General features: G+C 66.7%; 15 protein-coding genes and 2 pseudogenes. 7 read left to right on the plus strand and 10 right to left on the minus strand.

Annotated features, from left to right (window positions below; all coding sequences use genetic code 11):
- Positions 1-142: 142 nt before the first annotated feature.
- From V8683_RS10760 to V8683_RS10785, 6 genes are read right to left on the minus strand one after another with little or no spacing between them, the layout of a single operon-like run.
- Positions 143-1,411 carry an MFS transporter gene (locus V8683_RS10760; protein ID WP_411191080.1) on the minus strand — a complete coding sequence of 423 codons (1,269 nt, stop codon included), beginning with the start codon at positions 1,409-1,411 and terminating at the stop codon, positions 143-145.
- Between the two features lie 13 nt (positions 1,412-1,424).
- Positions 1,425-2,225: a peptidylprolyl isomerase gene (locus tag V8683_RS10765; RefSeq protein ID WP_411191081.1), complete on the minus strand. Its 801-nt coding sequence runs from the start codon at positions 2,223-2,225 to the stop codon at positions 1,425-1,427.
- 11 nt (positions 2,226-2,236) lie between these two features.
- Positions 2,237-2,920 (minus strand): respiratory nitrate reductase subunit gamma, encoded by a 684-nt coding sequence (gene narI / locus V8683_RS10770; RefSeq protein ID WP_411191082.1) that lies wholly within the window; start codon positions 2,918-2,920, stop codon positions 2,237-2,239.
- Between the two features lie 58 nt (positions 2,921-2,978).
- Positions 2,979-3,680, minus strand: coding sequence for a nitrate reductase molybdenum cofactor assembly chaperone (gene narJ / locus V8683_RS10775; RefSeq protein WP_411192497.1), 702 nt, complete (start codon positions 3,678-3,680; stop codon positions 2,979-2,981).
- A 4-nt stretch (positions 3,681-3,684) separates the two neighbouring features.
- Positions 3,685-5,211 carry a nitrate reductase subunit beta gene (narH, locus tag V8683_RS10780; protein ID WP_411191083.1) on the minus strand — a complete coding sequence of 509 codons (1,527 nt, stop codon included), beginning with the start codon at positions 5,209-5,211 and terminating at the stop codon, positions 3,685-3,687.
- The gene (locus V8683_RS10785; protein WP_411191084.1) at positions 5,208-8,987 is read right to left on the minus strand and encodes a nitrate reductase subunit alpha; all 3,780 of its coding nucleotides are present in this window, start codon (positions 8,985-8,987) and stop codon (positions 5,208-5,210) included. The genes narH and V8683_RS10785 overlap by 4 nt, the downstream gene beginning before the upstream one ends.
- A 639-nt stretch (positions 8,988-9,626) precedes the next feature.
- On the opposite strand from V8683_RS10785, the gene V8683_RS10790 reads away from it, so the two are divergent.
- Positions 9,627-10,823 carry an NnrS family protein gene (locus V8683_RS10790; RefSeq protein WP_411191085.1) on the plus strand — a complete coding sequence of 399 codons (1,197 nt, stop codon included), beginning with the start codon at positions 9,627-9,629 and terminating at the stop codon, positions 10,821-10,823.
- Between the two features lie 152 nt (positions 10,824-10,975).
- A pseudogene (locus V8683_RS10795) lies at positions 10,976-12,142 on the plus strand (cysteine desulfurase family protein); the annotation flags it as partial.
- A 370-nt stretch (positions 12,143-12,512) separates the two neighbouring features.
- Here the strand turns inward: V8683_RS10795 and V8683_RS10800 are convergent.
- The 4 genes from V8683_RS10800 to V8683_RS10815 all read right to left on the minus strand — a co-directional run bounded on the left by V8683_RS10800 (position 12,513) and on the right by V8683_RS10815 (position 17,623).
- Positions 12,513-13,232 carry an MIP/aquaporin family protein gene (locus tag V8683_RS10800; RefSeq protein WP_411191087.1) on the minus strand — a complete coding sequence of 240 codons (720 nt, stop codon included), beginning with the start codon at positions 13,230-13,232 and terminating at the stop codon, positions 12,513-12,515.
- Positions 13,233-13,331: 99 nt separating this feature from the next.
- Positions 13,332-14,834, minus strand: coding sequence for a glycerol kinase GlpK (glpK, locus tag V8683_RS10805; protein WP_411191088.1), 1,503 nt, complete (start codon positions 14,832-14,834; stop codon positions 13,332-13,334).
- 95 nt (positions 14,835-14,929) lie between these two features.
- Positions 14,930-16,480 (minus strand): glycerol-3-phosphate dehydrogenase, encoded by a 1,551-nt coding sequence (gene glpD, locus V8683_RS10810; protein WP_411191089.1) that lies wholly within the window; start codon positions 16,478-16,480, stop codon positions 14,930-14,932.
- Positions 16,481-16,843: 363 nt separating this feature from the next.
- Positions 16,844-17,623, minus strand: a complete 780-nt coding sequence (locus tag V8683_RS10815; RefSeq protein ID WP_411191090.1) for a DeoR/GlpR family DNA-binding transcription regulator — start codon at positions 17,621-17,623, stop codon at positions 16,844-16,846.
- A 152-nt stretch (positions 17,624-17,775) separates the two neighbouring features.
- On the opposite strand from V8683_RS10815, the gene V8683_RS10820 reads away from it, so the two are divergent.
- The 5 genes and pseudogenes from V8683_RS10820 (at position 17,776) to V8683_RS10840 (ending at position 21,073) form a co-directional block, all read left to right on the plus strand.
- A complete protein-coding gene (locus tag V8683_RS10820; protein WP_411191091.1) occupies positions 17,776-18,066 on the plus strand; it encodes a hypothetical protein in 291 nt (96 codons plus the stop codon).
- Positions 18,067-18,354: 288 nt separating this feature from the next.
- Positions 18,355-19,035, plus strand: a complete 681-nt coding sequence (locus V8683_RS10825) for an RNA polymerase sigma factor (RefSeq protein WP_411192498.1) — start codon at positions 18,355-18,357, stop codon at positions 19,033-19,035.
- Positions 19,032-19,478: a hypothetical protein gene (locus tag V8683_RS10830; protein ID WP_411191092.1), complete on the plus strand. Its 447-nt coding sequence runs from the start codon at positions 19,032-19,034 to the stop codon at positions 19,476-19,478. Before V8683_RS10825 ends, V8683_RS10830 begins: the two co-directional genes overlap by 4 nt.
- Entirely contained in the window at positions 19,475-19,969 is a 495-nt protein-coding gene (locus V8683_RS10835; RefSeq protein ID WP_411191093.1) for a periplasmic heavy metal sensor, read from the plus strand. Before V8683_RS10830 ends, V8683_RS10835 begins: the two co-directional genes overlap by 4 nt.
- Before the next feature lie 106 nt (positions 19,970-20,075).
- Positions 20,076-21,073 (plus strand): annotated as a pseudogene (locus V8683_RS10840) (DUF1800 family protein).
- The last annotated feature ends 1 nt before the right edge of the window (position 21,074 follow it).

Consider the following 21,074-nt stretch of genomic DNA (forward strand, 5'->3'; position numbering starts at 1 on the left):
CACGATGACCATAGGGGGCCGGGACCGGCCCTCTACGCGCAGACACCGAGGTACGGCCACCATTCATGTGCCGGATGCGACTGCTGCTGGTGCACTGCAGCGTGCCCGCGCACCGCGCGCGGGCATGGCTTTGCAGGAACCGTCACTGCGTACGCAGGACGGGCGTGCGGCGCACTTCGGCAAGATAGATGAGGATCAGCGAAACCCAGACCACGCCGTAGAGAAACATGAAGCACGTCGAGCGCACCCGGAACACGTCGAGCAGCGAACCGAAGATGATGGGCAGCAGGAAGCCGCCCAGCCCGCCCGCGAGGCCCACGATGCCGCTCACGACCCCCATGCTTTCGGGAAAGTCGTCGGCCACGTACTTGAACGTCGAGGCCATGCCGAACGCGAAAACGGCGCCCAGCACGAACGTCAGCGCGACGAATGCCACGACGGGCGTGTGCAATTGCAGCGTCACGTCGCCGTCGAGCGTATGGATCACGAAGTCGGTTGGCGGATACGACAGCAGGAACAGACAGATCCAGGCGACCCACAGACCCCACCAGGTGACGGAGTGCGCACCCAGGCGGTCGGCGAGCGCGCCGCCCACCGCGCGCAGTACCGAGCCCGGCAGCGAAAATCCGGCGGCAAATGCCGAGGCGGCGACGAGCGACATGCCGTACTCCGCCTTCAGGTACTGAGGAATCCACAGCGAGAGCGCGGTGAAGCCGCCGAAGGTGATCGAATAGTACTGGCAGAGCCGCCAGACGTTCGGATTGCGCAGCACCCGGAACGAATCGAGCCACGACCCGCTGCCCTTGCCCGCGCCCGGATCCGGCGCCGACGCGAACCAGAAGATCACCGCGGTCACGAGGAGCGCCACGGCATAGACGCGCGGCACGAAGCGCCAGCCATAGGCGGCCTCCAGCGCAGGCGTGACGAACAGGTTGACAGCGGCGCCTACCGTGCCCGCGCCGAAGAAGCCCATCGCAAAGCCGCGGCGCGCGGGCGGAAAGAAACGCGCGACGTAAGGGGTGCCCACGGCGAACGACGCGCCCACGCAACCGAGAAAGAGCCCGATCAACAGGAACTGCCAGAGCGCGGTCGCATAGCTCACCACGAACACCGGCACGGCGCACGCCGCGAGCAGGATCGTCATGACGATGCGCCCGCCGAAGCGGTCGGTCCAGGCGCCGAGTGGCAGGCGCATGAGCGCACCGGTCAGCACGGGCGTCGAGGTCAGCAGGCCGAACTCGGTACTGTTCAGATGCAGGTCCTCGCGCAACTGCACGCCCAGCACGCCGAACATCATCCACACGACGAAGCAGATCATGAACGCGAAGGTGCTCGCGAACAGGACCAACCACGCCCGGCGAGAGACGGACGCATCGGGTACGGGCCGCACAGGAATATCAGGTGAACTCATGTTGGTTTCCTCTTCATTGGACGAGCGGTCCGGCTGCACCGGCCAGCACCGCACCTTCGACCCGCGCCGCGCCGGCCAGCACGGACACGTACTGCTGCATGGCCTTGTGGCGCACGTGCGTCTCGAGGAAGGCGGCAATATCGGCCTCGACCGCCGCGAACGGCAGCGCCTCGCCCTCCACGCGCCGGTCGATGCGCACGACGTGAAAGCCGAAGCGCGTATTGACGAGATGCGGCAGGATGCCGAGCGCTTCCGTCCCGAACAGCGCGCGCTCGAACTCGGGCACGCTGTCGCCGCGCAACAGTTGTCCCAGGCTGCCGCCCAACGCGCCGGACGGACAATTCGAGCGCTCGCGGGCGGCCGCTTCGAAGTTCTGCGGCGCCTCGCGCACCTCATGCAGCGTCTCCTCGGCCATGGCCCGCACGCGCGCAAGCGGCGAGCGTTCGGTCACGGCAAAGAGAATGTGGCTCGCGTAGACGATGTCGTTGCGCCTGAACCGCGCCGTATGGCCGGCGTAATAGTGTTCGCACTCGGCGCGCGTGGGCTGCGGGACTTGAAGCTCGCGCGCGAGCAACGCGTCGAGCGCCGCGTCGTCGAGCGTGGCGTCCTGGCCCAGCAATTCGAGCGCGACGGCGCGCTGGCGCAGCAGCTCGCGAATCGCGAGCGCGCATCGCGCCGCGCCGTACGGGTCGGGATCGTCTTCGTGATGACGACGCTCGGCCGCGATCTCGGCCATGTCGATCGCGACGTCGTTGACGCGCAGCATCGCCGCCTGCGCTTGCGGTTCCGTCACGCAGGCTTCGCGGTTGTCCATGTCGCCTCCTCTCAACGCCGGCGCACGAGCTGATACGGCCGGATCAGATACGCGACCGAAGCCAGGCCGCTCCAGATATGCACCATCCGCGTGAACGGCGAAACGAGGAAGATCGTGAAGCCAAGCGCGATATGAAGCTGGTACGTGAGCGGCACACCGTCGAGGAGCCCCGCGATGCCGGGCCGGAACGTGACGACGCCTTTCACGTAATCGGTGAGCTGCTCGAACAGCACGCCATCCATGTGATGCAGCGACAGCCACACGGTGCCGAGGCCGAGCGCGAGTTGCACCCACAGCATCAGGACGATCACGATGTCCCAGACGCGGCTGTTGTGGCGAATGCGCGCGTCGGACAGGCGCCGCCAGATCAGGATCGTCAGGCCGATGATCGCCACGGCGCCCGACGCCCCACCCGCGATCATCGCGACGAGCTGGTGTCCCGACGCCGAGAGAAACGGCGAAACGAGCCAGTGCGGCGCGAGAAAGCCCGCGAAATGCCCGAGCACGACCACGAGCACGCCCCAGTGAAACAGATTGCTGCCGAGGCGCAGCGCGCCGTGCCGCAGCAGTTGCGACGAGTCGCTCTTCCACGTGTACTGCTCGCGGTCGAAGCGGATGAGACTGCCCAGCAACAGCACGGCCAGACAGATATACGGGTAGATGCCGAACACAAACTGATGGAAGTAGCCGCTCATGGCGATTCTCCTCGTGCTGGGTGGCCGCGCCCGTTGCGCGGGCGCGGTGTGCGGGCCGTCACCTGCGCGCCGGCCGCTTGTCGTAGAAGTGCACGGGCTCCGCGGCCGGCGCCGTCGCGCCGACGAAACGCACGGGCTCGTCGGTATAGGCGGCGTCGAGCGCGCGATAGTCGGCGGCGGATGGCGGTCGATGCGCGTCGTCCTCGGCCTCGGCGTCGGCGGGCATCGCCGCGCCGCCCGCCAGCGCCAGCAGCGCGCCGATCACGAAGCCGTAGTGGCTGGCACGCTGGCCCAGCGCATCCGCCAGCGACTGCAGGATCTCGACGGTCTCGGCGAGCAGCGCGCGCGCCTCCTTCACCGGCAGACGCGAGAGATATTCCAGGAACACCGGCAGATAGTCGGGCAGCTCGTTGGCGGCCAGGTAGAGCCCGTGGCGCGCATAGGTCTGCAGCAGATCGATCATGGCCTGCCCGCGGTCGCGCGACTCGCCGTGCACGTGCTCGAACAGATAGAGCGACGTCGCGCGCCCGCGGTCGAACAACGCGACATAGTTCTCCTGCAGCGTGACGAGTTCGCGTTCGGCGCAGTAGTCGAAGAAGCGCGCAAGGCCCGCGCGCGCCTCGCGCGGCAGCGCACGCTCCGCCATCAGCCGCTCGCGCGCCTCCGGCAGCGCCTGCACCAGGGCTGCGTCGGGATAGTCGAGCAGCGCCGCCAGCACGGCGTACACCCTGCCCTGCTGCTCGCGTTGAAGCGTTTGCATCATGTCAGGACTCCTGGCGGATCGGAATCGTGCGTCCGCCCTTGCGTGTGCTGAAGAGGCTCGCCTCCGAGCGGCCGTCCGAACAGCCGTTGCCGAACGAGAAGCCACAGGACGAGCGCAGATCGAAGGCATCTTCCGCGTACTCGCGGTGGGTGGTCGGGATCACGAAGCGATCCTCGTAGTTGGCGATCGCGAGATAGCGGTACATGTCCTCCACCTGCGCGACCGACAAGCCCGCTTGCGCGAGCACGCCCGGCGCCTCCACGCCGTCCACGTGACGCGCGCGCATGAACGCGCGCATGGCCAGCATGCGCTCCAGCGCGCGCTTCACAGGGGCTTCGTCGCCGGCCGTGAGCAGGTTGGCGAGATAGCGCAGCGGAATGCGCAGCGATTCGACGTCGGGCAGATAGCCGTTCATGCCGAGATCGCCGCTATTGGCCGCGGAGTTGATCGGTGAAAGCGGCGGCACGTACCAGACCATCGGTAGCGTGCGGTACTCGGGATGCAGCGGAAACGCGATCTTCCAGTCGATCGCCATCTTCCACGTGGGCGAGCGCTGGGCGCTCTCGATCCAGGCGTGAGGGACGCCATCGCGTTCGGCCTGCGCGATCACGGCCGGGTCGTGCGGATCGAGGAAGACCGAAAGCTGTGCTTCGTACAGATCGGTCTCGCGCTCGACGCTTGCAGCCTCGCCGATGCGATCGGCGTCGTAGAGCAGCACGCCGAGATAGCGGATGCGCCCCACGCAGGTCTCCGAACACACGGTGGGCTGCCCGACCTCGATGCGCGGATAGCAGAAGATGCACTTCTCGGCCTTGCCGCTGTGCCAGTTGTAATAGATCTTCTTGTATGGACAGCCGGAGACGCACATGCGCCAGCCGCGGCACTTGTCCTGATCGATCAGCACGATGCCGTCCTCCTCGCGCTTGTAGATCGATCCCGAGGGACAGGCCGCGACGCAGGCCGGATTGAGGCAGTGCTCGCACAAGCGCGGCAGATACATCATGAAGGTGTTCTCGAACTGGCCGTAGATGTCCTTTTGCACGTTCTCGAAGTTATAGTCCTTCGCGCGCTTCTCGAACTCGCCGCCGAGTATCTCCTCCCAGTTCGGACCCCACTCGATTTTCTCGAGCCGCTCGCCGCTGATGAGCGAGCGCGGCCGCGCCACCGGCATCGCGCGCGTGTTGCCCGCGTCCTGCAGATGGGCGTAGTCGAACGTAAAAGGTTCGTAGTAGTCGTCGATCTGCGGCAGCCGCGGATTCGCGAAGATCTGAGCAAGCAGACGCCACTTGCCGCCCAGGCGCGGCTCGATCTTGCCGTCGGCCTTGCGCGTCCAGCCGCCGTGCCAGCGGTCCTGGTTCTCCCATTCCTTCGGGTAGCCGATGCCGGGCTTCGTTTCGACGTTGTTGAACCAGGCGTACTCCATGCCCTCGCGGCTCGTCCAGACGTTCTTGCAGGTCACCGAACACGTATGGCAACCAATGCACTTGTCGAGGTTGAGCACCATCGCAATCTGCGCACGCACTTTCATGACGCTTCTCCTTCGCGGACCCTGCGTTCGGTGGCGGGAGCCATCTGCTGGGGCGGCGTGTCGTCGAGCCAGTCGACCGTGCTCATCTTGCGTACGATGAGAAACTCGTCGCGGTTCGAGCCCACGGTGCCGTAGTAATTGAACCCGTACGAAAGCTGCGCGTAGCCGCCTATCATGTGAGTGGGCTTGAGCGCGATGCGCGTGACCGAGTTGTGAATGCCGCCGCGCGTGCCCGTGATTTGCGAGCCCGGCGTGTTCACGATCTTCTCCTGCGCGTGGTACATCATCACCATGCCGCGCGGAATGCGCTGGCTCACCACGGCGCGCGCGCACAGCGCGCCGTTCGAGTTGTAGCATTCGATCCAGTCGTTGTCGGCCACGCCGATCTGCGCCGCGTCGCGCTCCGAGATCCACACGATCGGGCCGCCGCGCGAGAGCGTGAGCATTAGCAGATTGTCGGTATAGGTGCTGTGAATGCCCCACTTCTGGTGCGGCGTGATGAAGTTGAGCACCATTTCCGGGTTGCCGTTCGAGTGCTTGCCGACCATGTGCTCGTAGCTGCCCGTGTCGATGGGCGGCTTGTAGACGCAGAGCGATTCGCCGAACGCGCGCATCCACGCATGGTCCTGATAGAGCTGCTGACGGCCCGTGAGCGTGCGCCATGGAATCAGCTCGTGAACGTTGGTGTAGCCCGCGTTGTACGAGACATGCTCCGACTCGATGCCGCTCCAGGTGGGCGACGAGATGATCTTGCGCGGCTGGGCCTGAATGTCGCGAAAGCGGATTTTCTCGTCGGCGCGGGCCTCGGCCAGATGCGCGTGTTCGATGCCCGTGATCGAAGAAAGCGCGTCCCACGCCTTGACCGCCACCGCGCCGTTGGTCTCGGGCGCGAGCGAGAGGATCGTCTCGGCGGCGTCGATGGCGGACTCGATGCGCGGCCGGCCTTCGGCCGTACCCGCACTGCCCACGCGATAGTTGAGTTCGCCGAGCAATGCCACCTCCTCGCGCGTATCCCAGTTGATGCCCTTGCCGCCATTGCCCAGCGTATCCATCAGCGGGCCCAGCGAGGTGAACTGGCGATACGTGGCCGGGTAGTCGCGCTGGACGGTTATCACCGACGGCATGGTCTTGCCGGGCACCGGTTCGCATTCGCCGCGCTTCCAGTCGAGCACGTCGAAAGGCTGGGCAAGCTCGGCCGGACTGTCGTGCGCGATCGGCGCGAGCACGACGTCGCGCTCCACGCCAAGCTGCCCCACGCTCAGTTCGGAGAAACGCTTCGCGATCCCCTTGAAAATCTCCCAGTCGCTCTTCGATTGCCAGGCGGGATCGACGGCCGCCGAAAGCGGATGGATGAACGGATGCATGTCGGACGTGTTCATGTCGTCCTTCTCGTACCACGTCGCGGTGGGCAGCACGATGTCCGAATACATGCAGGTGGTGGACATGCGGAAGTCCAGCGTCACGAGCAGATCGAGCTTGCCGCGCGGTGCCTCCTCGCGCCATGCGACCTCCTCGGGCCGCACGCCGCCGTTCTTGCCTATTTCCTCGCCCTGCACGCCGTTCGTCGTGCCAAGCAAATGCTTGAGGAAGTACTCGTGCCCCTTGCCCGACGAGCCGAGCAGGTTCGAGCGCCACACGAACAGGTTGCGCGGAAAGTTGTCGGGATCGTCGGGATCCTCGCAGGCGAGCTTCAGGCTGCCGGCCTTCAGGCGCGCCGCGATTTCGGCCGGCGCGGCCTCGTGCCCGGCGAGCTCGCGCCCGAGGTCGAGCGGATTGCGCTTGAGTTGCGGCGCGCTGGGCAGCCAGCCCATGCGCTCGGCGCGCACGTTGTAGTCGATCGGCGCGCCGTGAAAGTGGGTCGTGTCGGCCAGCGGCGACAGCAGCGCCGTGGGATTCATCGGATCGTAGCGCCACTGGTCGGTGTGCGCGTAGAAGAACGACGTCGCGTTCATCTGGCGCGGCGGGCGATGCCAGTCGAGTGCGAACGCGAGCGCGGTCCAGCCCGTTTGCGGGCGCAGTTTTTCCTGGCCCACGTAGTGCGACCAGCCCCCGCCGGATTTGCCGATGCAGCCGCACATGATCAGCATGTTGATGATCGCGCGGTACGCCATGTCCATATGGAACCAGTGATTGATCCCGGCGCCGATGATCACCATCGACTTGCCCCCGGTCTTGTGGGCGTTCTCCGCGAACTGCCGCGCCACCGCGATCACGTCGGCGCGCTTCACGCCGGTGATCGCCTCCTGCCAGGCCGGCGTGTAAGGCACGTCGTCGTCGTAGCTGGCGGCGATGTCCGCGCCGCCCAGCCCCTGATCGAGCCCGTAGTTCGCGACGAAAAGATCGTAGACGCTCGCGACGAGCATCGTGCCGTTCTGCGTGCTCACGCGGCGAACGCCGATGCGGCGCGTGAGCGTGGACGCATGCGAGGTCGATTCGAAATGCGCATGCGCTTGATTGCCGAAGTAAGGAAACTTCACGTCCACGACGTCGTCGTGCGCGCCGACGAGCGACAGCCTCGGCTTGTGCGCCGCGCCGTTCGACGCTTCGGCGCGCAGATTCCACTTGCCCTTGTCGCCGCCCTCCTGCTGGTTCCAGCGAAAGCCCACCGACCCCAGCGGCACGACGAAGTCGTTGCTCGCCTCGTCGATCGCCACGGTCTTCCACTCCGCGTGATTCGTCTCGCCGAGCGCCCCGTCGAAGTCGGAGGCGCGCACGAGCCGCTCGGGCACGTAGCCCTCGCCATGCGGCACGAGGCGCACGAGGCAGGGCATGTCGGTATAGCGGCGGCAGTAGTCGGCGAAATAATCGCTCTTGCCCGCCAGATGAAACTCCTTGAGGATCACGTGCCCCATCGCGAGCGCCAGCGCCGCGTCGGTGCCCTGCTTCGGATGCAGCCAGATGTCGCCGAACTTCGCGCCCTCCGCGTAGTCAGGAAACACCGAGACGATCTTCGTGCCCTTGTAGCGCACCTCGGCCATGAAATGCGCGTCCGGCGTGCGCGTCTGCGGAACGTTCGAACCCCAGAGCATGATGAACGTGGAGTTGTACCAGTCCGCGGATTCGGGCACGTCGGTCTGCTCGCCCCAGGTCTGCGGCGAGGCCGGCGGCAGATCGCAGTACCAGTCATAGAAGCTCAGGCACACGCCGCCGATCAGCGACAGATAGCGCGAGCCCGCCGCGTACGAGACCATCGACATTGCCGGAATCGGCGAGAAGCCCACCACGCGGTCGGGACCGTGTTCGCGGATCGTGTAGACGTTGGCGGCCGCCACGATCTCGTTGACCTCGTCCCAGCTCGACCGCACGAAGCCGCCCAGCCCGCGGCGCTGCTGATAGCTGCGCCGCGCCGCTTCGTCGGCCACGATCGAGCGCCACGCCTCGACGGGCTCGAGCGTGCGGCGCCGCTCGCGCCAGAGCGTGAGCAGCGCGCTGCGCACCATCGGATACTTGAGGCGGTTCGCGCTATAGAGGTACCACGAATACGAGGCGCCACGCGAGCAGCCGCGCGGCTCGTGGTTCGGCATGTCGGGCCGCGTGCGCGGGTAGTCGGTCTGCTGCGTCTCCCATGTCACGATGCCGCCCTTCACGTAGATCTTCCACGAGCAGGACCCGGTGCAGTTCACGCCATGCGTCGAACGCACGATCTTGTCGTGCTGCCAGCGCTGGCGGTAAGCGTCCTCCCACTTTCGGTCTTCGTCCGTGACAGCACCGTGACCGTCGGAGAAGGTCGGGCGGGTGGTCGTGAAATAGCGCAGCCTGTCGAGAAAATGACTCATGGCAATCTCGATAAAGTGGGAATCGAATCGTGGCCGCACCGCCACGCGGGTAAGGTATCGCGCGTGGCGACGAAGAGGCGCCCGGCATGGATATGCACGGAAAAATATATCGGAGTCCGCATTATCCGATGTCGATACCGCTCGATCATGCGCCTCGCATCGTGACAGATGCTATCGTGCGGCAGCGGTGGCCGTGCGGCCCTGGGACGGAGACTACGCGGTGGCGTGAGTGTTACCGGCATGTCATCAAGTTGTCGAAATCCGGATGGAAACGGGCGTTTCAACACACTGCGAAGCCGTCATTCAAATGACACGAACGACAGCACTGCTCAGCTTCATTGATGCATCGGCGATGCGGACCTGGCTAATCAGGCACGCGATGTGCATCTTTACTCAGACTCGAACGATGGTCAAGCTGAATGGAAGCCGGCTTATCGAGCCACGTGACGTTCACTAACGATCGGCACGAGCATCGATTCGGAACTACGTCGCAGCGAAACGCGTTGTACAGCGGGGGCGATCTTACGTCGCGCCCTCCGGTTCGAGCTGCGAGCAAATGCCACATCGGCAGATTCTACGGACCCGACCTGCGGCGTATATGATGTATATCAAATACATCTATTAGCGGGAGCGCAGAGCATGAATCTCCACAGCATCGCCGAACCGCCGGCTGCGCCGCGCCGCCGCTTCGCCCTCTGGGCGCTCGGCTTTCGCCCGTTCTATCTGGGCGGCGCGCTGTTCGGCAGCGCCGCGATGCTGGCGTGGCTGGCCGCGATAGACGGCCATCCCCTGCCGGGTCTCCAGTCCTCCCTGCCCGGCGTCCTCTGGCACGCCCATGAAATGATTTTCGGCTTTGCCGCGGCCATCGTGGCGGGCTTCCTGCTCACCGCCGTACGCGCATGGACTACCGTGACGCCCGCCCAGGGCCGCTCGCTCGCCGCGCTGTGGCTGCTCTGGCTGGCGGGACGCGCGGCGGTGGCCTGGGCGCCCGCCGCGCTCGCCGCCACGGTCGACGTCGCGTTCCTGCCGGTCTGTGCGTTCGTGTTGCTACGCGTGCTCGTTCGCGCGCAGAACCGCCACAACGTCTTCCTGCCCGTTGCGCTCGGGTTGCTCGCGGCCACCAACCTCGCGTTCCATCTGGCGGCCGGCAGCGGACATGCGGACTGGGCGTTGCGTAGCGCCTGGCTCGCGGTCGGCCTGCTCGTGCTGTTCGTGACCGTCATCGGCGGACGCATCATTCCGTCCTTCACCGCCAATGCGGTTCCGGGCTACACCTCCCGGCGCTGGCGTTTTGTCGAAGCCGCGGTGATGCCGCTCACCGCGCTCGCCTTTGTCATGGACGGGTTTGGCGCGCCGCGCTCCGTGGTGGCCGCCGCGAGCCTCGCCGCCGCCCTCGTGCAGGGTTGGCGGTGGTTTGGCTGGCGCTCGTGGCGCGTCGGCAATCGCCCCATCCTCGCGATCCTGCACGTTGCCTATGCGTGGATTCCGTTCGGCTTCGCGATGCTTGCGCTCGCATCGTGCGGCTACGTCGCGCACTCGCTCGCGATGCACGCGTTCACGGCCGGTGCGATCGGCTGCGCGATCATCGCCATGATCACGCGTACGGCGCGTGGGCATACGGGCCGGCCACTCGTCGCGGGACGCATCGAGATCGCATGCTATGGACTGCTGATGCTGGCCGCCGTGATGCGCGTAGTCGTGCCCGCGCTGGCGCCGGCCTGGACGCTCGCCGCCATCGACATATCGGCGGCCTGCTGGATCGTGGCGTTCGCTGCGTATTGCGCGCGTTACGCGGGATGGCTCTGGCGTCCGCGGCTGGACGGCAAGGAAGGTTAGCGCAAGGCTGTTCAACGCCCCTCGCGGTTCCGTCACCGGCACGTTGCTCGATAGAATTTTTATCTACGTCGTCCCCGCTCCGCATCGCCAATTTGGAAGCATTTTCTCGCGCCGGGCCGGTAGGATTTTCCCCTTCGATTGGCGGAGCCCCTATGACGACGAACCCCGGACACCTGCATTACTTCGACTACGCGGCGACCACGCCGGCCGACCCGCGCGTTATCGCGGCCATGGGCGAATGCCTCGGCATGGACGGCGTTTTCGGCAATCCCGCGTCGAGTTCGCACGACGCGGGCACCCGCGCCCGTGCGCTCGTGGAGCGCGCAAGGCAGCAGGTCGCGGCGCTGATCGGCGCCGAAGCCGCCGAGATCGTGTGGACCTCGGGCGCGACCGAATCGAACAATCTGGCGCTCAAGGGCTATGCCGAAGCCGCCACGGCGCGGCCGCACCTCGTCACGAGCGTGCTCGAACACAAGGCCATTCTCGATACGGCCGCCAGCCTCGAAAAGCGCGGCACGCCCGTTACGTGGGTGCGCCCCGCCCCCGACGGCTCGATCTCGCCCGCGGCCGTTGCCGCCGCGCTGCGCGAGAACACCGGGCTGGTCTCGCTGATGCTGGTGAACAACGAGATCGGCACGCTCACCGACATCGCCGCCATCGCACCGATCGTGCATGCGGCCGGCGCGCTGCTGCACGTCGATGCGGCCCAGGCGCTCGGCAAGACGCCTGTGGACGTGAAAGCGCTCGGCATCGACCTCATGTCGATGTCCGCGCATAAGGTTTATGGACCCAAGGGCATAGGCGCGCTGTATGTGCGCGAAGACATTGCCGCGCGCCTCGCTCCGCAGATGCACGGCGGCGGCCACGAACGCGGACTGCGCTCGGGCACGCTGGCCACGCATCAGATTGTGGGCATGGGCACGGCGTGCGCTATCGCCGCCGCGGACGGGGAAGCCGACAACGCCCGCATCGCGCGGTTGGGCGCACGGCTGCTGGACGGCATTGCCGGGATCGAAGGCGTCTCGCTCAACGCGCGCGAGGCGCGGCGTATTGCGCACACGATGAGCCTGCGCGTCGACCACGCGGGCTTCTTTCCGTTTCTGCTCGGGTCGGACTTCGCGGTTTCTTCGACGTCGGCCTGCAGTTCGGCGGCCGGCACGCCTTCGCATGTGCTGATGGGAATCGGTCTTGCCGCCGAAGCGGCGGCGCGCACGATCCGGCTGAGCCTCGGCCGGTTTACGCAACAGGAAGATGTCGACTTCGCGGTGGGCCGTCTGCGCGAAGTGATCGAATCGGTGAGCCCGGCGGCAGTCCAGGGCGTTTGACGCGTCGACTAATCGTCGGCTTTCAGGCGTGCTGCGCGATCGCGATGATGAGCGCCGAGACAGAGAGCGCAATCGCGACGAGTGCAACGGCGATGGCAGTGTTGTTCGGGAGTTTCATGCTCGGTCCTTGTTCAGGCCGGTACGTTACCGTCTCGCGAGCCATGCGGATGTTAGCAATTGTCAGAAAGCGTATCCACGCTTACCCTGAGTGCCCTGCTTGCACCCCGCTTGCACCCCGTTTCGACCCCGCTAGCGCCCTGCCGGCGCCGCGCTCGCGCCTGCGACATACAAACAGCGTACAAGCAACAACGCCCCGGGGCCGCGAAAGCCCCGGGGCGTGAACGATGACGCGAGGGACGCCCGGTCAGACCGTGTGCAGGTGCAGGTAGTTATAGAGTCCGGCTGCCGCGGCTCCGCCAACGAGCGGCCCGATCACCGGAATCCACGCATAGCGCCAGTCGCTGTCGCGCTTGCCCGGAATCGGCAGCAGCGCGTGCATGATGCGCGGGGACAGATCGCGCGCCGGACTCATCGCGTAGCCCGTGGGGCCGCCCAGCGAAATACCGATGCCCAGCACGAGCAGGCCCACCGGCAACGCATCGAGCGCACCGAGCCCCACCTGCGGCGAAGCAAGATACAGCACGCCGAGAATCAGGATGAACGTGCAGATGGCCTCGGTCAGCACGTTGTGCTTCACGCTGCGGATCGCGGGCGCCGTGCAGAACACAGCGAGCTTGAGGTCGGCGTCGGCTTCGCGCGCGAAGTGCTGGCGATAGGCAAGCCACACGATCAGCGCGCCGGCCATGCCGCCCAGCATCTGCGCGGCAATGTAGCCGCCCACCTTCGACCACGCGAACTTGCCCGCGAGCGCGAGGCTGATCGTGACGATCGGATTCAGGTGCGCGCCGCTGAACGACGCCGTGACATAGACCGCGACGAACACGGCCATGGCCCAGCCAAACACGATGACGATGAGATCGGCGCCGTTGCCTTTCGTCTTGGCGAGCAGCACGTTGGCGACCGCGCCGTTGCCGAGCAGCACGAGAATCGCTGTGCCGATGAATTCTGCAATGTATGGTGACATGATGTGTCTCTCTACCCACGCGGCAGGTACGCGCTCATGCGCGTCCCACTGCATGAAAAATGTTTTTTGTTGGTATGCCTGATTGATTGGGAATGCGGCTCAGTGCGTGTCGTCCGCCCATGCCTTGGCCGCCCGCACCGCGCGCTGCCAGCCGGCGCGGCACTTGTCCACCTGGTCGGCCGCCATCCCGGGGCCGAAGCGGCGGTCGAGCTGCCACTGGCTCTGCACTTCGTCGATGCTCTTCCAGTAACCCGTCGCGAGGCCCGCGAGGTACGCAGCGCCCAGCGCCGTGGTCTCGGTGATCTGCGGGCGCACCACGTCCACGCCCAGCATGTCGGCCTGGAACTGCATGAGCAGATTGTTCGCGCTCGCGCCGCCGTCCACGCGCAGCTCGCCGATGCTGATGCCCGAGTCGGCTTCCATGGCCGAAAGCACGTCGAGCGACTGGTAGGCAATCGAATCGAGCGCCGCGCGCGCAAGGTGCGCCGAGGTCGTACCGCGCGTCACGCCGAAGAGCGAGCCGCGCGCACGCGCGTTCCAGTGCGGCGCGCCGAGACCGGCGAACGCCGGCACGAGATAGACGCCGTCCGTATGCGCCACGCTCGCGGCAATCGCCTCGATCTCGGCCGCGCTCTTGATGACGCCCATGCCGTCACGCAGCCACTGCACCACGGCGCCCGCAATGAAGATGCTGCCTTCGAGCGCGTAGTTCACTTCGTTGCCGATCTGCCAGGCGATCGTCGTGACGAGATTGTTCTTCGACTCGATCGGCTTCGTGCCCGTGTTCATCATCAGGAAGCAGCCCGTGCCGTAGGTGTTCTTCACCATGCCCGAAGTCGTGCACATCTGGCCGAAGAGCGCCGCCTGCTGGTCGCCCGCGATGCCCGCGATGGGAATCTTCGAGGCGAACACCGTGGTCTTCGTCGGCCCATAAACTTCGGATGACGAACGGACTTCGGGCAGCATGCTGCGCGGAATGTCGAGCGCCTCTAGCAGGTCGTTGTCCCACTCGCGCGTATGGATGTTGAAGAGCATCGTGCGCGACGCGTTCGTCACGTCGGTCACGTGCAATTCGTGCTTCGTGAAGTTCCAGATGAGCCAGCTGTCGACCGTGCCGAACGCGAGCTTGCCCTGGCGCGCTTTTTCGCGCGCGCCTTCCACGTTGTCCAGAATCCAGCGGATCTTCGTGCCCGAGAAGTACGAGTCGATCGGCAGGCCGGTCTTCGCGCGCACCTTCGCTTCGAGACCCTGGGCCTTGAGCTGGTCGCAGAAGTCGGCCGTGCGGCGGTCCTGCCAGACGATCGCGTTATAGATCGGCTGGCCCGTCTCGCGGTCCCAGACGATGGTCGTCTCGCGCTGGTTCGTGATGCCGATGGCGGCGATATTGGCGCCGTTCATGCCCGCACGCGTGACGGCTTCGGCGGCCACGCCGGCCTGGGTGGACCAGATTTCCTGCGGGTCGTGCTCGACCCAGCCCGGCTGCGGGTAGATCTGCTCGAACTCCTTCTGTGCCATCGAAACGATGTTGCCCTGGCGGTCGAACAGCATCGCGCGCGAACTCGTCGTGCCCTGGTCGAGCGCGAGAATGTATTGATCCTGCATGTCTCTCATCTCCTTCCGTTGGTAGTTGTGATTCGCGCCGCACGAGGCGGCACGTTTTGATTGCCAGGCCTCGCTGCCCGGCTTTAGTGCACCACTTAGTACGCCGCGCCCTGGGCTGCCGGAGCCGCCGCTGCTCGCGCGACGCCGAACCAGGCGTCGATGGCGGCCGTCACGTCGCCGAACGTATCGGGCGCAATGTGCAGGCCAAGCTTCGAACGGCGCCACAGGACGTCCTGCGCGCAGGTCGCCCATTCGGCGTCGCGCAGGTAACGCAATTCCGCTTCGTAGATTCCCGGCGCGATCTCCTCGCCGAGCCCCGCCAGCGAGACCGCGTCGCCCACCACGCGGCTCGCGCGCGTGCCGTAGGCGCGCGCATAGCGGTGCAGGAGCGGCGCGGGCAGCCACGCGTGACGTTTCGCGAAGGCCTGCTCGAACGGCTCGAAGCGCGCATTGGCCATGTCGCCGCCCGGCAGCGGCGCGCCCGCCGTCCACGTGCCGGCATTCGAGCCGAGCGCGCGGCACAGCAGGTCGGACGCCTCTTCGGCAAGCTTGCGGAAGGTCGTGATCTTGCCGCCGAACACGGAGAGGAGCGGCGCGCCTTCGCCTTCGTCCAGCTCCAGCTTGTAGTCGCGCGTCACGGCGGCCGGGTTGTCGGCGCCCTCTTCCTCGAGCAGCGGACGCACGCCCGAATAAGTCCAGTAGACGTCGGCGGGCGAGATCTTGCGCTTGAAGTAGCGGTTGATCGAGTCGCACAGATAGCGCGTTTCGTCGCCGTCGATGGCAACCTGTGCGGGATCGTTGTGATACTCCACGTCGGTCGTGCCGATCAGCGTGAAGTCGTGTTCGTAAGGAATCGCAAAGATAATGCGCTTGTCCGGATTCTGGAAGATGTACGCATGATCGTGCTCGAAGAGGCGCTTCGTCACGATATGGCTGCCCTTCACGAGCCGCACGCTGTGCTGCGCGCCGCGGCCCAGCGCGCCGTGCAGCACCTCGCCCACCCACGGGCCCGCCGCATTGGCGATCGCGCGGGCGCGCACGTCGAGGACCGATCCATCCGCGCGCTGCAGCCGCGCCTGCCACTCCGCGCCATTCGCACGACGGGCCGACACGAGCTTCGTGCGCGTGAGGATCTCGGCGCCGCGCTCCTTCGCATCCATCGCATTGAGCACGACGAGGCGCGCGTCGTTCACCCAGCCGTCCGAATAGACGAAGCCGCGGCGAATCGAATCGACGAGCGGCGCACCTGCCGGGTGGCGGCGCATGTCGATGCCGCGCGAGCCCGGCAGCAGTTCGCGCTTCGCGAGGTGGTCGTAGAGGAAGAGGCCGACGCGGATCAGCCATGCGGGACGCAGGTTCGGCATGTGCGGCATCACGAAACGCAGCGGCCACATGATGTGCGGCGCCGCGCGCAGGAGCGTCTCGCGCTCCTGCAGCGCCTTGCGCACGAGACCGAACTCCTTGTACTCGAGATAGCGCAGGCCGCCGTGAATCAGCTTGGTGCTGGCCGAAGACGTATGCGAAGCGAGATCGTCCTGCTCGCAAAGGAGCACGGAGAGGCCGCGCCCGGCCGCGTCGCGCGCGATGCCCGCGCCGTTGATCCCGCCGCCAACCACGAGCAGATCGTACCGATTCTGTTGACTCACCTGCTGTCCCTGAAAATTAGACGAACCCGAAATGTTCGAATTCGAAATCTAACGAACAAATTCGAAAAAGTAAAGTTCGTTCTTGATTAGGGTTTGCCTGAGTATGCGGGCCGCTACAGCAGCCGGAGGCCCAACCTGGCGCGACGGCAACGAGGCCGTACCGGACGGCCTCTGCGTGGAAGAAGACCTCGATAAATGGGCTCGAAACCCGGCCTGGCAGTACGCCATTCAGGTCCTGAGCGAGCACGGTGCGTGCCGCAGTGGCACGCGGCTGGGGCGGTTTCGATGTTCGAATCGTGCCGGTTTCATGTTCGAACGAACATGAAACGCGTGCCCGGCACGCTCCCGCCCCTGGAGAGGCCGCTACTCGGCCACGTAGACCTGCGTGCCCGCCGCCGCAATGGTCTCGTTCATTTCGGGCGGCAGCGGTTTGTCGGTGAAGAGCGCGTGGACCTGGCTCAGATGCCCCTGGCGCACAAGCGCCGGCCGGTCGATTTTCGAATGATCCGTCACCAGATAAACGGTGCGCGCGTGCTGCATGATGGCCTCCGCCACGCGCACCTCGCGCGTGTCGAAGTCGCGCAGCGTGCCGTCCGTTTCGATGGCCGAGGTGCCGATGATCGCGTAGTCCACCTTGAACTGGCGGATGAAGTCGATGGTCAGCTCGCCTACGATACCCTTGTCCCACGGCCGCACGATGCCGCCCGTGATCAGCACTTCGCACTCGGGATAGCCGCTCATCATGCTCGCCACGTTCAGGTTGTTCGTGATGACGTGCAAGCCGCGATGGTGGTTCAGGGCGCGCGCCACCTCCTCCGTGGTCGTGCCGAGGTTGATGAAGAGCGAGGCCTGATCGGGAATGTGTTTCGCCGCGAGCGCCGCGATGCGCCGCTTCTCGTCATGGAACAGGCCCTGGCGCGCGCTGTACGAGAGGTTCTCCGAGCTCGTCGGCAGGCTCGCCCCGCCGTGGTAGCGGCGCAGGAGGTTCATGTCGGCGAGCCAGTTCACGTCGCGGCGGATCGTCTGCGGCGTCACATTGAAGTGCGCCGCGAGATCGTCCACCGTGACGAAGCCGTCGCGCTGCACCCAGTCGAGCAACTCCTGCTGGCGCGCATTGAGGGTGAGGCGTAGGTCTCGGGTCATGGTCTGGGCTGGCCGGGCGTGAAAAAGCTGTCCCTATTGTAAGGGGAGTCATGCGACTAAAAATTTTTGCGTGGCGCGCGACGGATTCCGGATGCCGGGCCGTTAAAGGAAAAACGGGACACTGTCCCCGTCAACGCCCCGGAGAAAAAGTCATGCAAACCATCCCTCTCAAGCGCCTCGCGGTCGCCGTCATCGCAGCGCTCGCCACCTCGGCCGCGGTTGCCCAGGTCATTGTCGCCGCGCCGCCGCCGCCGCGCGTCGAAGTCGTGCCGCCGCCGCGCGCCGGCTTCGTCTGGGATCCGGGCCACTGGCGCTGGGACCAGGGGCGCTACGTCTGGATTGGCGGCCACTGGCAGCGCGTCCACCCCGGCTACCGGTGGGTGCCGGGCCACTGGGTCCAGCGCGGCCCGAACTGGCGCTGGGTAGAGGGCCACTGGGCGTAAGCCCGCGGTGCTTCCGGCGACAAACATGAAAACGTCCCTGCTACTTGTGTTGACCGCGGTCTTGACCGCCGCCCTGCTGTCGGGCTGCATCGTGGTCCCTGAAAGGCCCGCCTACTACCATCCGGCGGTCGTCGTATATTGAACCTGAACGCTCGCGACCCCGTCGATCCCGCCACGCGGGGCGATCCGCCTGGCGGGCACGCGCGGCACCTGTACAAGCAGAACCGGTGGCCCGGCCGGGTCTCGCCCGCGCGCGGCCGAGGCGCCTGGACGGAGGCCGCCGGACCGCTGTTCAGCCTGGGAGTGGATAACGATGAAACACGCGCGGCAGGCCCGACGACCTGTCCGAACGAGGTGGCACAGCCGGCTCACGCCGGGCACGTTGCGCCCGAACCGCTCCGGTGTGTCTTGAGCGAGCGCGATCCCGACGCGGAACTCGTCGCCCGGGTGGGCGCGCGCGATGCGGGCACCGTGCGCACGCTCGTCACGCACAAGCTGCCCCGGCTGCTCGCGCTCGCCACGCGCATGCTGGGCGACCGCATGGAAGCCGAAGACGTCGCTCAGGAGGCCTTCATGCGCATCTGGAAACAGGCGCCGCAGTGGCGCACCGGTGAAGCGAAGTTCGACACCTGGCTGCACCGCGTGGCGCTGAACCTCTGTTACGACCGCCTGCGCGGCCGGCGCGAAGAGCCCGTGGACGATCTGCCGGACGAGCCAGATCCGGACGCCGCGCCCGAAGCGCGGCTTGCCGCCCGCGCGCGCGACGAACGCGTGCGCGAGGCGCTCGCCACGCTGCCCGTGCGCCAGCGCGAGGCGCTGGTGCTCACCTACTATCAGGAGTTGTCGAACATCGAGGCCGCGGTTCTGATGGATATTTCCGTCGACGCACTGGAGAGCCTGCTCGCGCGAGCGAGGCGCTCGTTGCGCGCGCAACTGGCCGGCGACGGCGCAAGCAAGGACATAGCATGACACCCGAACGCTTCCACACACTCGTAGGCGCCTATGGCGCCGATCCGCGCCGCTGGCCGTCGCACGAACGCGAGGATGCGCTCGCATGGGCGCGCTCGCACCGGGCCGAAGCCCAGGCAACGCTGGAAGAAGCCCTGGAGCTGGACTCCTGGCTCGCGCGCGACACGATCGCACCGCCCACGCGCGCGTTCATCGAGCAGATCGTCGCCACGGCGCCCACGCCCGCCCCCGTGCGCGCCGCGGCGCCGAAGCGGCGGCTCTGGTGGTCCGGTGCGGCGTTCGCGGGGGCCGGCCTCGCGGGCGTCCTGGCCGGCGCGCTCGTGATGTCCTTCTTCGTGCTCGGCAGCACGCCGCACGCCTCGTACGACGCGTACGAGGCGCATGACAGCAGCTATCTGGGCACGGGCTTCGGCGGGTCCAGCGCCGACTGGAGCGACGAATGAACAGCCGCGGCTGGAAGGTACTGATCGCGGGATCGGTACTGCTCAACGTCTTTCTGCTCGGCGCGATCGCGGGAGGCGCGTGGCGCTGGTTCGCCACGCAAGGCGCGCGCGAGGTGCAGCCCGCGCAGCGCACGGCCCTGCGCTTCGCCGCCGACGATCTTTCGCCCGAGCGGCAGGCCCAGTTCGTCGCAGCCCTGAAGAACGCGCGCCGCGAAGGCAGGGCCTACGCGCGCGAAGCCCGCGACGATCGCCGCGTGGTGCTCGACCTGCTCGCCGCGCCGCAACTGGATCGCGCCGCGCTGGACGACGCCCTCGCGCGCACGCGCACGGCCGACTCCGCGCTGCGCGCGCAGGTGGAAAGCGGCATCGCCGACTACGCCGCCACGCTGACGCCCGAAGAGCGCGTGAAGTTCGCCGAAGGCCTGAGGCAGCGCGGCCAGTGGCGACTGCCGGCCGCGAAGCCGCCGAAACCGGTGAGCGACACGCAATGATGCGGGTGCCACGCGTTTAAAAAACTTCGGGGACGAGCGACGGATTTGCGCAGTGTGTCCGTTTAACGAGGGTACGCACTGCATGCAGCACTCTGAAGGACTCCGCATGGAAACCCAGCCCACCATCAGCACCGCGGCGATCGCGATGAACCGTTTCGGGCTCGGCGCGCGCGCCGACGAAGCGCCGCCCGCCGAGCCCCGCGACTGGCTCCTCGCGCAGTTCGCGCAATACGAACCGCTGCCCGCCGCATGGAGTCAGCAGCCGGGCGCAGCCGCGATCGCGCAGCGCTTTGGCGCCGAGCGCGAGCAGGCCATGACCGACATGGCCGCCAGCGATGCCTCGAAACCCGCCCGGCAATCCTCACAATCGCCGCAGTTGCCGCAATCGCCGCAGTCGCAACAGGCAGCGCGCCAGGCGGCGAACCGCGATATCCGCCGCGAGAGCGTCGAGATCTATCGCAACGCCGTGAACGCTCGCCTCGCGAGCGCGCTGGCGAGCGATACGCCCTTCGTCGACCGTCTCGTGTATTTCTGGTCGAATCACTTCGCCGTCTCCGTCGACAAGGGCCAGGTGGCCGGGCTCGCGGGCGCGTTCGAAATGGAGGCGATCCGGCCGCACGTGCTGGGGCGCTTCGAGGACATGCTCGTGGCGGTGGAGCAACATCCGGCCATGCAGGTCTTTCTGGACCAGACGCGCTCGGTGGGCCCCGACAGCAAAGCGGCCCTGCGCGCGGACGCACACAACCCGGCCCAGAAGCGCGGGCTCAACGAAAACCTCGCGCGCGAGATCATGGAGCTGCATACCTTAGGTGTGCGTAGCGGTTATACGCAGGACGACGTGAGCCGGTCTGGCGGCCCGGCTCGCCGGCCGGCTACGACGACATTGCCGCTAGCTGGGCCGCGCCCGACGCCCTCGTGCGCCGCGTGGAGGTGGCGCAGCGCTTCGCCGCCCGCGTGGGCGACCAGATCGACCCGCGCACGCTGGGCCAGACGCTGACGGCCGGCTCGCTCAGCACGCCCACGGCCACGGCGGTCGCCCACGCCGAGAGCGCCCCAACGGCGCTTGCGCTGCTGCTCGTCTCGCCCGACTTTCTGAGGAGGTGAT

It is taken from the genome of Paraburkholderia sp. AV2 (genome assembly GCF_054968425.1).

What these genes read in the sequence shown, in the direction of transcription:
- V8683_RS10760 (WP_411191080.1), bottom strand. Translation starts at nt 1,411, where the DNA reads ATGAGTTCACCTGATATTCCTGTGCGGCCCGTACCCGATGCGTCCGTC.
- V8683_RS10765 (WP_411191081.1), bottom strand. Translation starts at nt 2,225, where the DNA reads ATGGACAACCGCGAAGCCTGCGTGACGGAACCGCAAGCGCAGGCGGCG.
- narI (WP_411191082.1), bottom strand. Translation starts at nt 2,920, where the DNA reads ATGAGCGGCTACTTCCATCAGTTTGTGTTCGGCATCTACCCGTATATC.
- narJ (WP_411192497.1), bottom strand. Translation starts at nt 3,680, where the DNA reads ATGCAAACGCTTCAACGCGAGCAGCAGGGCAGGGTGTACGCCGTGCTG.
- narH (WP_411191083.1), bottom strand. Translation starts at nt 5,211, where the DNA reads ATGAAAGTGCGTGCGCAGATTGCGATGGTGCTCAACCTCGACAAGTGC.
- V8683_RS10785 (WP_411191084.1), bottom strand. Translation starts at nt 8,987, where the DNA reads ATGAGTCATTTTCTCGACAGGCTGCGCTATTTCACGACCACCCGCCCG.
- V8683_RS10790 (WP_411191085.1), top strand. Translation starts at nt 9,627, where the DNA reads ATGAATCTCCACAGCATCGCCGAACCGCCGGCTGCGCCGCGCCGCCGC.
- V8683_RS10800 (WP_411191087.1), bottom strand. Translation starts at nt 13,232, where the DNA reads ATGTCACCATACATTGCAGAATTCATCGGCACAGCGATTCTCGTGCTG.
- glpK (WP_411191088.1), bottom strand. Translation starts at nt 14,834, where the DNA reads ATGCAGGATCAATACATTCTCGCGCTCGACCAGGGCACGACGAGTTCG.
- V8683_RS10815 (WP_411191090.1), bottom strand. Translation starts at nt 17,623, where the DNA reads ATGACCCGAGACCTACGCCTCACCCTCAATGCGCGCCAGCAGGAGTTG.
- V8683_RS10820 (WP_411191091.1), top strand. Translation starts at nt 17,776, where the DNA reads ATGCAAACCATCCCTCTCAAGCGCCTCGCGGTCGCCGTCATCGCAGCG.
- V8683_RS10830 (WP_411191092.1), top strand. Translation starts at nt 19,032, where the DNA reads ATGACACCCGAACGCTTCCACACACTCGTAGGCGCCTATGGCGCCGAT.
- V8683_RS10835 (WP_411191093.1), top strand. Translation starts at nt 19,475, where the DNA reads ATGAACAGCCGCGGCTGGAAGGTACTGATCGCGGGATCGGTACTGCTC.